Annotated in this window: 14 protein-coding genes; 6 read left to right on the forward strand and 8 right to left on the reverse strand. The window is 63.1% G+C overall.

Features of this window, described 5'->3' with window-relative positions; all coding sequences use genetic code 11:
- Positions 1 to 117: 117 nt before the first annotated feature.
- From ACNPM8_RS04685 to ACNPM8_RS04710, 6 genes are all read right to left on the reverse strand, one after another.
- Entirely contained in the window at positions 118 to 873 is a 756-nt protein-coding gene (locus tag ACNPM8_RS04685; RefSeq protein ID WP_105656411.1) for an iron ABC transporter ATP-binding protein, read from the reverse strand.
- A complete protein-coding gene (locus ACNPM8_RS04690; protein WP_105656410.1) occupies positions 870 to 1,904 on the reverse strand; it encodes an iron chelate uptake ABC transporter family permease subunit in 1,035 nt (344 codons plus the stop codon). The genes ACNPM8_RS04685 and ACNPM8_RS04690 overlap by 4 nt, the downstream gene beginning before the upstream one ends.
- 4 nt (positions 1,905 to 1,908) lie before the next feature.
- Positions 1,909 to 2,889 carry an ABC transporter permease gene (locus ACNPM8_RS04695; RefSeq protein WP_402471681.1) on the reverse strand — a complete coding sequence of 327 codons (981 nt, stop codon included), beginning with the start codon at positions 2,887 to 2,889 and terminating at the stop codon, positions 1,909 to 1,911.
- 92 nt (positions 2,890 to 2,981) lie between these two features.
- Positions 2,982 to 3,968, reverse strand: coding sequence for an ABC transporter substrate-binding protein (locus ACNPM8_RS04700; RefSeq protein ID WP_332488731.1), 987 nt, complete (start codon positions 3,966 to 3,968; stop codon positions 2,982 to 2,984).
- 348 nt (positions 3,969 to 4,316) lie between these two features.
- On the reverse strand, positions 4,317 to 4,850 hold the full coding sequence (locus tag ACNPM8_RS04705) for a DUF488 domain-containing protein (RefSeq protein ID WP_359195268.1): 534 nt from the start codon (positions 4,848 to 4,850) through the stop codon (positions 4,317 to 4,319).
- A gap of 33 nt (positions 4,851 to 4,883) precedes the next feature.
- Positions 4,884 to 5,096: a hypothetical protein gene (locus tag ACNPM8_RS04710; protein WP_105656406.1), complete on the reverse strand. Its 213-nt coding sequence runs from the start codon at positions 5,094 to 5,096 to the stop codon at positions 4,884 to 4,886.
- 174 nt (positions 5,097 to 5,270) lie between these two features.
- On the opposite strand from ACNPM8_RS04710, the gene ACNPM8_RS04715 reads away from it, so the two are divergent.
- The 3 genes from ACNPM8_RS04715 (at position 5,271) to ACNPM8_RS04725 (ending at position 6,501) form a co-directional block, all read left to right on the forward strand.
- A complete protein-coding gene (locus ACNPM8_RS04715; RefSeq protein ID WP_448939380.1) occupies positions 5,271 to 5,957 on the forward strand; it encodes an SDR family oxidoreductase in 687 nt (228 codons plus the stop codon).
- Between the two features lie 87 nt (positions 5,958 to 6,044).
- Complete coding sequence (locus ACNPM8_RS04720) at positions 6,045 to 6,224, forward strand: hypothetical protein (RefSeq protein ID WP_448939381.1); 180 nt, start codon at positions 6,045 to 6,047, stop codon at positions 6,222 to 6,224.
- Positions 6,225 to 6,276: 52 nt separating this feature from the next.
- On the forward strand, positions 6,277 to 6,501 hold the full coding sequence (locus tag ACNPM8_RS04725) for a hypothetical protein (protein ID WP_448939382.1): 225 nt from the start codon (positions 6,277 to 6,279) through the stop codon (positions 6,499 to 6,501).
- A 160-nt stretch (positions 6,502 to 6,661) separates the two neighbouring features.
- On the opposite strand, the gene ACNPM8_RS04730 is transcribed toward ACNPM8_RS04725, so the two are convergent.
- Positions 6,662 to 7,408 carry an aspartate/glutamate racemase family protein gene (locus ACNPM8_RS04730; RefSeq protein WP_105656405.1) on the reverse strand — a complete coding sequence of 249 codons (747 nt, stop codon included), beginning with the start codon at positions 7,406 to 7,408 and terminating at the stop codon, positions 6,662 to 6,664.
- Positions 7,409 to 7,416: 8 nt separating this feature from the next.
- The gene (locus ACNPM8_RS04735; RefSeq protein WP_448939383.1) at positions 7,417 to 8,940 is read right to left on the reverse strand and encodes an NCS1 family nucleobase:cation symporter-1; all 1,524 of its coding nucleotides are present in this window, start codon (positions 8,938 to 8,940) and stop codon (positions 7,417 to 7,419) included.
- Between the two features lie 641 nt (positions 8,941 to 9,581).
- Between ACNPM8_RS04735 and ACNPM8_RS04740 the strand changes: the two genes are divergently transcribed.
- The 3 genes from ACNPM8_RS04740 to gcl all read left to right on the forward strand — a co-directional run bounded on the left by ACNPM8_RS04740 (position 9,582) and on the right by gcl (position 13,383).
- Complete coding sequence (locus tag ACNPM8_RS04740; RefSeq protein ID WP_448939384.1) at positions 9,582 to 10,385, forward strand: hydroxypyruvate isomerase family protein; 804 nt, start codon at positions 9,582 to 9,584, stop codon at positions 10,383 to 10,385.
- A gap of 25 nt (positions 10,386 to 10,410) precedes the next feature.
- Positions 10,411 to 11,322, forward strand: coding sequence for a 2-hydroxy-3-oxopropionate reductase (locus ACNPM8_RS04745; RefSeq protein ID WP_448939385.1), 912 nt, complete (start codon positions 10,411 to 10,413; stop codon positions 11,320 to 11,322).
- Positions 11,323 to 11,589: 267 nt separating this feature from the next.
- Positions 11,590 to 13,383 carry a glyoxylate carboligase gene (gene gcl / locus ACNPM8_RS04750; protein ID WP_448939386.1) on the forward strand — a complete coding sequence of 598 codons (1,794 nt, stop codon included), beginning with the start codon at positions 11,590 to 11,592 and terminating at the stop codon, positions 13,381 to 13,383.
- Positions 13,384 to 13,446: the final 63 nt, after the last annotated feature.

Here is a 13,446-nt window from a genome sequence, read left to right on the forward strand (position 1 = left end):
GGCGGCTTCTGCGCTGATCGCTGACGGGAATGATTCCGGTCAACTGCCAGCGCATGCCGGCTGCGAAATGGACCAAGACGGCCGGAAACAAGCGGACTGCTGCAGCGGGGAATGAGCCTAGTAGTAAACCGCCAGCGGGCCATTGGGGCCCGGGATGACCTTTACCGGGGTTTCGAAGACCTTGGTCAACACCTCATCGCACATGATTTCATCAGGGGTGCCGAACTCGACGACCTTGCCCTGCTTCATTGCGCAGATGTAGTCGGCGTAGTGGCCGGCGAAGTTGATGTCGTGCAGCACGATCACGATGGTGCGGTTCAGCTCGCGGGCAGCGCGCTGCAGGTGCTGCATCATCACTACCGAGTGCTTCATGTCCAGGTTGTTCAGCGGCTCATCGAGCAGCACCGTGTCGGTGTCCTGGGCCAGGACCATGGCCACGTAGGCGCGCTGGCGCTGGCCTCCGGAGAGCTCATCGAGGTAGCGGCTTTCCAATTCGCCCAGGTCCAGGAAGTCGATGGAGCGCGAGATGATCTCTTCATCGGCCTGGGTCAACCGGCCCTTGGAGTGCGGGTAGCGGCCGAAGCCCACCAGCTGGCGCACGGTCAGGCGGGTCACGAAGTGGTTTTCCTGGCGCAGGATCGAGACGATCTTGGCCAGATCCTTCGAGTTGGTCTTGGATACGTCGTAGCCGGAGACCTCGATGGAACCCTGGTCGATGCCCAGCAGGCGCCCGACCATGGTGAGCATGGTGGACTTGCCGGCGCCGTTCGGGCCTACCAGGGCGGTGATGCCGCCGGTGGGGATTTCCAAGCTGACCGGGCCGATGGAGACCGTGGAGCTGTACTTCTTGCTGACGGAATTGAGGGTAATCACAGCCGGCCCTTTCGCAGGATGAAGATCAGGAATGTAATGCCGCCGACGGCTTCGATGATGATGCCGACCACGCCTTCTGCGTAGAAGATGTTCTTCATGACGAAGTAGGCGCCGGCCAGGACCACGAAGCCGATGAGGAAGGACATCGGGTAGATGTAGCGGTGGTCGTAGGTGTCCGCCAGCTGGTAGGCCAAGGTGGCCACCAGGAAGCCGAGGAAGGTCAGCGGGCCCACCAGTGCGGTGGTGACCGCCATGAGAATCGATACGAAGAACAAGGTCTTCATGACCTCGCGGCGGTGGTTGATCCCCAGGTTGATGGTGGTTTCCTTGCCCAAGGCCAGGATGTTCATCTTCTTCGAGGACAGCACCAGGTAGCCGCCGGCAATGGCCACCAGCGGGATGGCCACCGGCATGTAGCTCATGTCGGCGTTGGCCATCGAGCCGAACAGGCGTGCGGTGAGGACATCGAATTCGCTCGGGGTCAGCAGGCGCTGCATGAAGGTCGAGATCGAGCCCAGCCCGGTGCCGATGATGATGCCCACCAGCAGCATGATCTGGATGTTGCCCAGCTTGCCCGAAAGCAGCCAGCCGTACAGCGCCACCGAGAGGCCCACCATGATCGCCACCTGCAGGACGAACTGGCTGACTCCGGTGAAGAAGGTCACCCCGGCAACGCCCAGCACGAAGATCGCACCGGTCTGCACCACCCGGTACAAGGCTTCGAAGCCCATGATCGACGGGGTGATGATGCGGTTGTTGGTCACCGTTTGGAAAGCCACCGTGGCGATGGACTGGCAGGCGGCCACGATCACCATGGTCAGGATGTTGCTGGCGCGCAGCTTGGCGATGATCCAGAATCCGTCGGAGCCAAATGGCATGGGGTTATCCCAGGCGAGCAGGCCGATCCCGAAGAACAGGGCCAGCCCGATCATGATGGACAGGGTGATCCAGTATCGCTTGCGGACCTTCTTGGTGGGCAGCGGCCCGGCAGAACGGGCGGAGTGGTGGATGCCCAAAGCGGGATGAGTCATGAGATTAGCCAACTTTACGCTGCCTCAGAAGCAGGAAGATGAAGACGGCCGCGCCGAGTACGCCCAGGATCAGGGAGACCGGGACCTCGAACGGCATGATGATGGTGCGGCCGATCAGGTCGCACACCGTGGTGATCGCGATGCCCAGCAGGCAGACCCAGGGCAGGTTGCTGCGCAGGTCGTCACCGCGGACCATCGAGACGATATTCGGCACGATCAGGCCGAGGAATGGCAGGTTGCCGATGACCACGGTGACCACGCCGGTAGCGACCGCGATCAGCGCGGTGCCCAGCAGCATCACCTGGCGGTAATTCAGCCCGACGTTGGTGGCGATTTCCTCGCCGAGCCCTGCTACGGTGAAGCGGTCGGCCACGATGTAGATGGCAATGGCGACGATGGCCACGATCCACAGCACCTCGTACTGCCCGCGGATCACAGAGGTGAAGGAACCAGCCAGCCAGATGCCCATGGACTGCAGCTTGTCGGTGGACAGCGCGAAGAAGGTGGAGAAGGCGCCGACCACGGAACCGAGCATGATGCCCACGATCGGCACGGTCAGCGAGGCCTTGAGCGAAATGCGCTGCAAGAACAGGAAGAAGATCATGGTGCCGATGAAGGCGAAGACAATCGCGACGCTCATCTTGGCCAGCAGCGACGCGCTGGGGAAGAGTACCAGCATGGTCAGTAGGCCCAGGCCCGCCCATTCGGTGGTGCCGGTGGTGGTCGGCTCCACGAAGCGGTTCTGGGTCAGCAGCTGCATCACCAATCCGCTCATGGCCATGGCCGCTCCGGCCAGTACCAGTGCAATGGTGCGCGGAATGCGGGTGACGGCGAACATCATCGCGCCGTCGTCCTTGCCGAAGATGTCGTAGACGCCGGTGAACAGGGAGAACGCCAGCAGCACCAGCACTGCGAGGATGCCCAATGCGAGTTTTCCGGAAAGGACCTTGCTCTTGGTCCGGGCCGGGGAGGTCGTGCTTGTCATTATGCCGCCGTGGAAATAAGTGGTGGGAAAACAGCTCTAGTGGCGAAGCCGGAATACGGCTTCGCCACTAGCTGGCTGGGGTGTCCGGAATGCTACTTGGCAGCTTCCAGCGCGTCAGCGAAAGTATTCAGGAACTCGGTGTAGGTCTGGATGCTCTCGTTGGTGTAGGTGTCAGCAGGCATGACGACAACCTGGGATTCCTTCGAGGCGGTGACATTCTGCAGCGCCTCGGACTTCTCCAGCAGGTCCTTTGCCGGCTGGTAGTCCGCACCGTCGGCTTCAACCGCTGCGTCGCGGTCCATGACGATGATCCAGTCCGGGTTGGACTTGGCGATGGCTTCGACCGAAACGTCGTCGCCCTCGTGGTCGGTGGAGGATTCGTCGAGCTTCAGCGCCGGGGTCAGGCCCAGGAAGTCGAACATCGGGCCGACGGTGCGGCCGGTGGTAGGAGCCGAGTAGCCCAGCTCGCCGCCCGAGGCGATCAAGCCCATGACGGTCTGGTCCTTGTCGTAGGCATCGGTGACGCGCTTCTCGGCGGCTTCGAAGTCCTCAACGAGCTTTTTGGCCTCGGCCTGCTTGCCGAAGATCTCGCCCAGGGTGGTGACCTGGCGTTCCAGCTCAGCGTCAAATGGCTCGCCTTCGCGTGGGTCCAGCGAAATGATGGCGGCTTCCGGAGCCAGTTCCTTGAACTTCGCGGCGTGCTGGGTGTAGCGCTGGCCGTTGATGATCAGGTCAGGGTCGACGGTGACAACTGATTCCAGGTTCGGTTCCTTGTGGCTGCCCAAGTCCAGGATGTTCTCGTCCTTGGTGTAGGAGATGGTATCCGGCATCAGCGAGACAGCGCCTGCGGTGAGCTTGATGCCCCAGGAATCCAGGGTCTCGAAGGTGCGGTTATCCGTGGCAACGACCGACTGCGCAGGGGACTTGACGGTCTTCTCGCCTTCGTTGTCCGTAACGGTGACAGTCTTGGTGTCGCCGGCCTTGGCCTCAGCAGCCGTATCGGTTGCGGAACCGCAAGCGGTCAGGGACAGTGCGGCGATGCTCAGCAGAGCAGCGGCGCGAAGCTTAATCGAGGCCATGTTTTCCTTCTTCGGACAGCAACCGGCGTTGGTTGCGCTATTGAGTGATCTGATAATTAGCTTAGCCTTATCTGAGCGAATTAAGCCAAACGTCTCTTGTGTTAGCTAAGTCACCCAAATGCGCGAATTTAAGGCCGGAACCGTCCGCAAATGCGGCTCTTGCTGAGGCTTGCCCCAGCTGACTGGGCTATTTCAGGGAGAAATAACGATCATCGGCCTTGTTTAATTAGTGTCCGGAGGCATGGAGGAAGCTGCGTCAGACAGCGTAATGAATTGCACCTCCAGCTCATTGCATGAGCCGAGCCATGGCGCAGATGCTGCCATTGATGCCCGTTTTGCGCGCCGGTATCAGGCTGCCGGGTAGGTGATCCGCGACTGCTGGTCGATCACCGCGCCCGGGCTCAGCTCGGCAGGTTTGGCCGGATGCCCATCGATGATGTGGAATACCTCGGCACCGCGGGCCAGCAGATGATCAGCAATGATCCTGCGATGGCAACGCCACCATACAGCTTCGGCGCACATGATCGCCGTCTTCTGGCCGGCGGTCCGCGCCTGCAACCGCTGGAGCGCCTGCAGGAAATCGTCCCCGAGGGCATGGTCGGCGTAATTATGGAAGCTGCGGTTCGTCCACCATGCGTTGACTGCGAAATCGACGCTTCGGCTCACAGGACGCCTGCCGGTCAGCGCTTCTTCGTGGTGCAGGCTGATTCCTGCTGTGCTCAAGGAGGCTTCCAAGGCATCCGCATTGAACTGCGGGAATTTGCGGGAGCCGGCCAGTTTGCGGACATCCACAACATTCGTGACTCCGTACTGCGTTAGCAGTGCGAGGAAATCCTCGATGGATCGTGCCGAATGTCCAATGGTGAAAATTCCAGCGGGCAAAATGCTGGCTCCTTGGGTGGGGAAGGGGCGGGGCTAATGCTGATCGTGCTTGGCGGAGCTGAGGACTAGTTGGAGCAGCTCTTCGACTTCGGCAGCACGGGACTGCCAGTAGCCGGTGTCGAGCCCGAAGCCGAGTGTTGCTTCATCGGCGCGTTTCTTGAAATAGTCCCGGTGGTCCTCCAGCGCATTGGCCAGGTCCGCGAATTGGTCATTGCTCAGTTCCAAGTTCAAGGTTCTCTGCTTCATGAGCTTCATCCTGGGTCGAGTGCGAATTCTATGAACCCGAGCGTACGCCCATTGCCAGCCGAAATGACCGCTATCAAGCTGGCACTCAGAAAGTCGTCGCCAAAGCTCGCCGGGAATAGGCTCGTGGCAGGCCTTGTTGTGCCGAATACGAGCATCGATCAGAAGGAGCAGTTCATGGCTGAAGAAAATCGAGTAGTTCTCATTGGCGGACATGGGAAGGTTGCCCTGCTGGCAGCGCCCAAGCTGGTTGGGCGCGGCTACGCGGTCAACTCGCTGATCCGCAACCCGGAGCATGCAGCCGACATCAGCGCCACGGGCGCCACCCCAGTAGTCATCGACATCGAAAGCGCTGGCGTGGATCAGTTGGCCCAGGCCTTTTCCGGTGCAAGCGCCATCGTCTTCTCCGCAGGTGCCGGTGGCGGCAACGAGCATCGCACCCGCGCCGTGGACTATGATGCCGCGGTGCGTTCCATGCAGGCCGCCAAGCAGGCCGGCGTGGACCGCTTCGTGATGGTCTCCTACAGCCGCGCCCTGGTGGATGTGGACAGCCTGGATCCGGCCAACTCGTTCTACACCTATGCCAAGGCCAAGCACGACGCCGACGCGTACTTGCGCGGCACGGAGCTGGACTTCACGATCCTGGGCCCGGGGGCGCTGACCCTGGAACCGGCCAGCCAGCGCGTGGTGCTGGCTGACAAGGCAGGCAAGGTGAACGGAGCAGACGTTGAAGGCGAGGCATCGCAGACCTCGCGCGAGAACGTCGCCGAAGTGATCACCCATGTGGTGGCCAATAATGCAGCACGCCGCTCCACCGTGAACTTCTACAACGGCAACATGCCGATCGTGGAAGCGATCGTCTAGGAATGCGCAGCCGCAGCCCAGCCTCCGCAACGGGGGCTGGGCTGTTCTGCATCTGCGGATGAAAGTTCCGCGGCTTCCACTGAGTGGATGCGGGGCCTTCTGCCTGCGGGCAAGCGGTGGGAGGACGCCAAGGAGCTTCTCGCGGTCCGGAGCAATGATGCGCACACCCTGTATTCGGTGTCCTTGGCCCATCAGCTGCTGGGCCATCACCCGCAAGCCGATGCCAATATCGTGCTGCCGGCCATGCTGCTGCACGATATCGGCTGATCTGCCGTGGATCCGGTCCTCGTGCTGGGCGCTATTGCACCGGGTGCGGGCAATGCCGAAGGTGGGCCAGGTCCAGATCACCGACTGGGAGAAGGTCTATGCCGCGATCCCGCATCAGGATATCTTCACGGAACGCAAGATCGACCGGCCCGGAGCCCTGGTTGTCGTCCGCCCGGACATGTATGTCGCCCAGGCCTTGCCGTTGACTGCCCGCGCGGAACTGGCCGAGTTCTTCTCGAAGAACATGGCATTGCCGAAGGTGCCTGAATTCTCCTAGGCCAGTCCGGTCCTCGATGGAGAGCAGGGCAAGAAGAAAACCCCGGTGCCGAAGCACCGGGGTTTCCTTTTGTCATCACTCGCACCTTCATGAGGTACTTATAACTCTAGGACGGCTGACTGTGAGCGCGCTGGGCTGAGCCTGCCATTTGGCTTGGCATTCAGAGACCCGCCGGAACGACGGCCGCCGGAGTCATGGGAAAGCCGGTCACGGTCTTGGGCCGCGGGGGAGCGTAGGTGCGCACCTTGGAGGTGCTCAGCCCCATGCGGACCAGCGACTCCGCGATGGTCACCGCTGCGCGCACGCCATCAACAATTGGCACGCCGGTGGCCAGCCGCACCTGTTCCTCCAGCTCGGCCATGCCGCCGCAGCCCAGGCAGATCACTTCGGCCTTGTCGTGCTCCACTGCCTGGCGGGATTGCTCGACGATGGCCGCTACCGCGCGCTGCGGATCGGATTCCAGTTCCAGCACGCCCAGCCCACTGGCGCGCACCGAGGCGAGCCGGTCGGTCAGGCCGGCCAGTTTCAGCCGGTCCTCGATCAGCGGCACCGTGCGGTCCAGCGTGGTGACCACCGAATACTTGTGGCCGAGGAATTGCGCCGTGGAGGCGGCGGCTTCGGTAATGTCCACGACCGGGACATCCAGCAGTTCCTGCAGGCCCTCGCGTCCGTGCTCGCCGTAGCCTGCTTGGATGACCGCGTCGAATGGCTCGGTGTAGCGGACCACCTTGTCCATTACGGCGATGGCCGCCAGATAGCTTTCGAAATTGCCTTCGCAGGAGTCCGCCCCGAAATCCGGGGTCAGCTCGACGATCTCGGTGCCGGGCGAGGCGACCTGCCGTGCGGAATCCCCGATGGCGCGGGTCATGGACTGCGTGGTGTTGACGTTCAGGATCAGAATGCGCATGAGTTGTCCTAATGGGTTGGTGCCACGGCGATCGGCTCGCCATCGAGGTCTGCCAGATCGTGCTGGCGCTTGGCCAAGGCCAGGTAGGCCAGGGCGCCGGCGCCCGAACCCAGGAACCAGGCAAACGGGCCAACCATGTGCAAGGCAGGGACGAAGGCCAGCACCAGTGCGATCACCGAGCTGATCACCAGCGCCCCGACGGCCCGGTAGTTCACGCCGCGGGTGAAGTAGTAGGTGCCTTCTGCATCCGAGCGGTACAGGTCCATGACGTTGATCCGGGCTTTGCGGATCAGCCAGTAGTCGGCCATGATGATGCCGAACAGCGGGCCGAGCAGCGCGCCCAGGCCGCCCAGGAAGTAGTTGATGATTTCGGGGGAGTTGTACAAGTTCCAGGGCAGGATGACCAGGCCGATGACCCCGGAGATCAGTGCGGCGGTGCGGAAGTTCAGCTTCTTCGGGAGCAGGTTGGTCAATGCGTAGGTCGGTGCCACGAAATTGGCCATCAGGTTCACCGCGATGGTCAGCACCAGCAGGGCGGCGGAGGCCAGCAGAAGCAGCAAGGTGTTCGGGATGGCGCCGACAATATCCGACGGCGAGGTGATGACCTGGCCGTTGATGGAGAACTGCGTACCGGTCAGGACCACCACGATGGCGCCGAAGAACATCATGTTCAGCGGGATGCCGAAGAAGTTGCCCTTGACGATCGCCTTCTTGGAGGATGCGCCACGGGTGAAGTCGCAGAAGTTCAGGACGAAGGTGCCGTAGATCGAGACCCACAGGGCGGCTGCGCCGAACATCGCGGTCCACATCTCGATGCCGGTCTTCGACTCGCCGGTGCTCATCGAGACGTTGAAACCCGATTCGAAGAGCATCCAGATGGCCAGGCCCAGGAAGGTGGCCAGGATGACCGGGCCGGCGAAGGCCTCGTACTTGCGGATCATCTCCATGCCGTAGCTGACGATGACCAGCTGCACCGCCCAGAGGGCGACGAAGCAGATCCAGCCCAGGGCGTTCAGTCCCAGGAAGCTGGTCTGCTCCAGGGCTGCGGACCCCGGGGCCACGGCAATCACCATGACGGCGAGGACCTGGGCGGCGAGGTAGGTCTGGATGCCGAACCAGGCAATGGCCACGGCCCCGCGCAGCAGCGCGGGAATCTGGGCGCCGTTGATGCCGAAGGCGATGCGGCTCATCACCGGGAAAGGGACACCGGTTTTCTCGCCCATGAACCCCGAGAAGTTCAGCAGCGCGAAGAGCAGGACCGCTCCAATGCCCAGCGCGCCGAGGATCTGCCAGCCGCTCATGCCCAGCGCGAAGAGCCCGATGGCGAAGGTGTAGTTGCCCAGCGAGTGCACGTCGTTGGCCCACAGGGTGAAGATGCTGTAAGAGCTCCAGGTGCGCCCGGAGCGGGTGGTTGGTGCCAGGTCCTGGTTGTAGAGCGACGCGCTCAACTCGAAGGGATTGGCCCGGTCGATAGCGGGCCGGTTTTCCTGCGGTGCGGCCTCGGGCACCATTTCAGGGGTCTTTTGCGACATGATGGACATCCTTGTCAAAGGGTCATGCATCCGGGCAGGCGCATTCGGGCGCACTGCGGCAAGGGAAGATGACAGATCTGGGGAAGCGGAGCGTTCAGGGGAACGGCCCGTGCCTGCCTGCGGGGACGCAGGACAGGTAGGCGGGCCCGCTTACGGGTAGATCGGCTGTCCGAAATTAACGTAGAACTCGGCCGGCGAGCCGAGAAGCGGCATGGCCGGGCGCGGCGCAACGGCAAGCCGCTGTGCGCTGTGCGTGATGCACGGTGGAAAAAGCATGGCTGCTCCTGAGCTAGGAAGTCACTCCGAGATATGTGCCAGGTGAGTAACCACCACTGTATGCACTGGATCACATTCCCGCAATAGAAAATGATAATTTCACCAGATGGTATTTTGGCCGGATTCCGGAGCCTTTTATTCCATTCCCGGAATCCGCTGATGAGCCTGCTTTTATCAGGATCGCACCGGGCGTCATTCCTGTCCTGATGCCACTGCAGCGCCCTTCTGTGCGACTCTGCGCGCATCGGCACTTCGTCCCGAAACCTTCTTGACAGTGATTGGCGTCTCGTCCTAGAGTTTTCATAAAGCAAAAGCTAACTTCCATAAAGCGGAATCTTTGGAAGGTGTTCTTGAAGGGAAATCCAGTGTCCTACACTCTGAACTGCTCGATCCTCCTCACCGAGTTGCCGCTGCTGCAGCGCGCGGATGCCGCCAAGCAAGCGGGTTTCGACAGCGTCGAATTCTGGTGGCCATTTGGCGAAGCCGCCCCCTCCGGCAAGCAGGTCGACGAATTTCTCGCCTCGCTGGCCAACGCCGGCGTCCAGCTGGACGGACTGAACTTCTTCGCCGGAGACATGCCGGCAGGCGACCGCGGACTGGTTTCATGGCTGGGGCGCGAGTCCGAATTCAAGGACAACGTCGACGCGGTAGTGGCGATCGCCGAAGCTACCGGCTGCAAGGCCTTCAACGCCCTGTACGGCAACCGCATCGAGGGCGCCGACCCGGCGGCCCAGGATGCGCTGGCCTTGGAGAACCTGGTGGCCGCGGCCCAGGGCGTGGCCAAGGTCGACGGCACCGTGCTGATCGAGCCGGTCTCCGGCACGGAAGCCTACCCGCTGAAAACTGCGGCCCAGGCGCTTGCAGTCGTCGAGGCTGTCAAGGTCCAGGGCGAAGGGAACATCGCGCTGCTGGCCGACTTCTACCACCTGTCAGTCAACGGCGATGACGTCGCCGCCGTCATTGAAGCGCATGCCAAGGACTTCGGCCATATCCAGATCGCCGATGTACCGGGCCGCGGAGCTCCGGGCACCGGGGACCTGCCGCTGCAGGACTGGATCAAGCGCTCGCGCGAGTTGGGCTACACCGGCAACGTCGCCCTGGAGTACAAGCAGGAAGCGGCCACCGCCTTCGACTGGCTCCAGAACGCCAGCAGCAGCGCCGCAGTCTAGAGAACACCTTTTCGCACAAGAATTTTTGGAGAATCACATGTCGCAGAACATCGCCTTCATCGGACTGGGCATCATGGGCCTGCCGATGGCCAAGAACCTGGTCAACGCCGGCTATCACGTCACCGGCTACAACCGCAGCGACAAGGCCGGCAATGAGCTGGCCGCCGCTGGCGGAACCAAGGCCGCCTCCATCGCGCAAGCCGTGGCCAATGCGGACGTGGTCATCACCATGGTCCCGGATTCCCCGGACGTCCAAGCCGTCACTCTCGGCGCAGAGGGCGTCTTCGCCAACGCGAAGGCCGGAGCGCTGTGGATCGACAACTCCTCGATCCGTCCCGACGTGGCCGTCGAGCTTGCGGCCGCGGCCCGCGACGCCGGACTGCGCCCGCTGGATGCCCCGGTCTCCGGCGGCGAAGCCGGCGCCATCGAGGGCGTGCTGTCCATTATGGCCGGCGGCGAGCCAGCTGACTTCGAGGTGGCCAAGCCGGTGCTCGAAGCGGTGGGCAAGACCATCGTGCTGGTGGGTCCTTCGGGCTCCGGGCAGACCGTCAAGGCGGCCAACCAGCTGATCGTCGCGGCCAACATCCAGGCCCTGTCCGAAGCGGTGCTCTTCATCGAAGCCTATGGCGTGGACACCGACGCGGCGATCAAGGTGCTCGGCGGCGGCCTGGCCGGCTCCAAGGTGCTTGACCAGAAGGCCCAGAAGATCCTGGACCGCGAATTCGCCCCGGGCTTCCGCCTGGCCCTGCACAACAAGGACATGGGCATCGTGACCTCCGCGGCCCGCGAAGCCGGTGTCGTGCTGCCCCTGGGCGCACTGGTCGCCCAGCTGGTCACCTCCACCGTGGCTTCCGGCGACGGGGCGCTGGACCATTCGGGCCTCTTCCGCGGGGTGCAGCGCCTGGCCGGCAAAATCGAGGCCCCGGTCCCGGCCTAGCGTCGCCAAATCTTCCTACGGCGGGGACAACTAGGTAACCCGCTTCTTCAGCTAGCGGCCGCGCAATACCGGCTACGCTCCGGTGCCGCCGGACCCCTGGTACACGGCAGGGGCCCGACGCGCCGTATCCGCTGCGCAATGGGCTTTGTTCCAGTTCATCGCCGCTAGCTGGTGCTCAAGGAAGCGGCGTTGTGGTGACTCATGCACCTTGGCTTCCCGCCGTAGGTATCCTTCTTTTCTTCTTCTCGTTCCAAAGGACGTATTCCCATGCCTAAGATGCGCGCAATCGACGCCGTCGTCCAGATCCTGGCCAAGGAGGGCGCCACCGAGGCGTTCGGCTTGCCAGGAGCCGCGATCAACCCGCTGTACTCGGCCATGAAGGCTCACGGCGGCATCCGCCACACCCTGCACCGCCACGTCGAGGGGGCCAGCCACGCCGCCGACGGCTACTCGCGGGCCACTGGCAAGATCGGCCTGTGCCTGGGCACCTCCGGTCCTGCCGGCACCGACATGATCACCGGCTTGTACGCCGCGATCGCCGACTCCATCCCGATGCTGTGCATCACCGGGCAGGCCCCGACCAATGTGCTGCACAAGGAGGACTTCCAGGCCGTGGACATCGAGTCCATCGCCAAGCCGGTGACCAAGTACGCCTCGACCGTGCTGGAGCCGGGACTGGTTCCGGGCACCTTCGCCAAGGCCTTCCAGATCATGCGCTCGGGCCGCCCGGGCCCGGCCCTGATCGACCTGCCGATCGACGTGCAGATGGCCGAGATCGACTTCGACATCGATGCCTATGAGCCGTTGCCGGTCCAGAAGCCGAAGGCCACGCGCGGCCAGGCCGAGAAGATCGTGGACCTGCTGCTCTCCGGAAGCAAGCCGATCATCATTGCCGGCGGCGGCGTGATCAACGCCAACGCCAGCGCGCAGCTGGTCGAACTCGCCGAGGAACTGGACATCCCGGTCTCCCCGACCCTGATGGGCTGGGGCGCCATCCCGGATGACCACCGCCTGCAGTCGGGCATGGTCGGCATCCAGACGCACACCAAGTACGGCAACCAGACCTTCCTGGAATCGGATATGGTGCTGGGCCTGGGCAACCGCTGGGCCAACCGCCACACCGGGGATCTGGCCACCTACCGCGCCGGACGCAAATTCATCCACGTGGATATCGAAGGCACGCAGATCGGCCGGGTGTTCTCCCCGGACCTGGGAATCACCTCGGATGCCGGGGCCGCCATCGAAGCCATCCTGGAAGTTGTGCGCGAGCGCAAGGCCGCCGGCACCCTGCCGGACTACTCGGCCTGGGCCAACGAGGCCACGGCCCGCAAGTCCACCGGGCACCGCAAGACCAACTTCGAGAACGTGCCGATCAAGCCGCAGCGCGTCTACCAGGAAATGAACGCCGCCTTCGGCCAGGGCACTACCTACGTGTCCACCATCGGGCTCAGCCAGATCGCCGGTGCGCAGATGCTGCATGTCTACAAGCCGCGCAACTGGATCAACGCCGGACAGGCCGGCCCGCTGGGCTGGACCGGACCGGCCGCCCTGGGCGTCGTGCGCGGCAAGCCGGGGGAGAAAGTCGTGGCCCTCTCCGGAGACTACGATTTCCAGTTCATGATCGAGGAGCTGGCCGTCGGCGCCCAGTTCAAGCTGCCGTACGTGCACGTGGTGGTCAACAACTCCTACCTCGGACTGATCCGCCAATCGCAGCGCGCCTTCGAGATGGATTACCACGTGTCCCTGGGCTTCGATAACATCAACTCCCCGGAAACCAACGGCTACGGCGTGGACCATGTGAAGGTCGCCGAGGGCCTGGGCTGCAAGGCCGTGCGCGTCGAGGATCCCAGCCAGCTGGCTGCCGGATTCGCGCAGGCCAATGCGCTGGCCGAAGAGCACCAGGTGCCAGTTGTGGTGGAAGTGATTCTGGAAAAGGTCACCAACATCGCCATGGGCGCGCAGCTGGATGCAGTCAATGAATTCGAAGACCTGGCTTTGGACGCCGCCGATGCACCAACCGCGTTGGTGCCGATGGCAGCCTCGGCCACCGTGGGTGCGTGAAAGGGCAGTCGTCGCTGACCTGCAACCCGCAAAGTTTGGCGCGGGGGCCCGGGTCACCAATAC

The sequence above is a fragment of the Glutamicibacter sp. AGC46 genome (assembly GCF_053543715.1).

Bases quoted from the DNA above. Each gene is read 5' to 3' on its own strand.
- ACNPM8_RS04695 (WP_402471681.1), bottom strand. From the start codon at position 2,889: ATGACAAGCACGACCTCCCCGGCCCGGACCAAGAGCAAGGTCCTTTCC.
- ACNPM8_RS04690 (WP_105656410.1), bottom strand. From the start codon at position 1,904: ATGACTCATCCCGCTTTGGGCATCCACCACTCCGCCCGTTCTGCCGGG.
- ACNPM8_RS04735 (WP_448939383.1), bottom strand. From the start codon at position 8,940: ATGTCGCAAAAGACCCCTGAAATGGTGCCCGAGGCCGCACCGCAGGAA.
- ACNPM8_RS04715 (WP_448939380.1), top strand. From the start codon at position 5,271: ATGGCTGAAGAAAATCGAGTAGTTCTCATTGGCGGACATGGGAAGGTT.
- ACNPM8_RS04710 (WP_105656406.1), bottom strand. From the start codon at position 5,096: ATGAAGCAGAGAACCTTGAACTTGGAACTGAGCAATGACCAATTCGCG.
- ACNPM8_RS04730 (WP_105656405.1), bottom strand. From the start codon at position 7,408: ATGCGCATTCTGATCCTGAACGTCAACACCACGCAGTCCATGACCCGC.
- ACNPM8_RS04720 (WP_448939381.1), top strand. From the start codon at position 6,045: ATGCGGGGCCTTCTGCCTGCGGGCAAGCGGTGGGAGGACGCCAAGGAG.
- gcl (WP_448939386.1), top strand. From the start codon at position 11,590: ATGCCTAAGATGCGCGCAATCGACGCCGTCGTCCAGATCCTGGCCAAG.
- ACNPM8_RS04725 (WP_448939382.1), top strand. From the start codon at position 6,277: ATGCCGAAGGTGGGCCAGGTCCAGATCACCGACTGGGAGAAGGTCTAT.
- ACNPM8_RS04700 (WP_332488731.1), bottom strand. From the start codon at position 3,968: ATGGCCTCGATTAAGCTTCGCGCCGCTGCTCTGCTGAGCATCGCCGCA.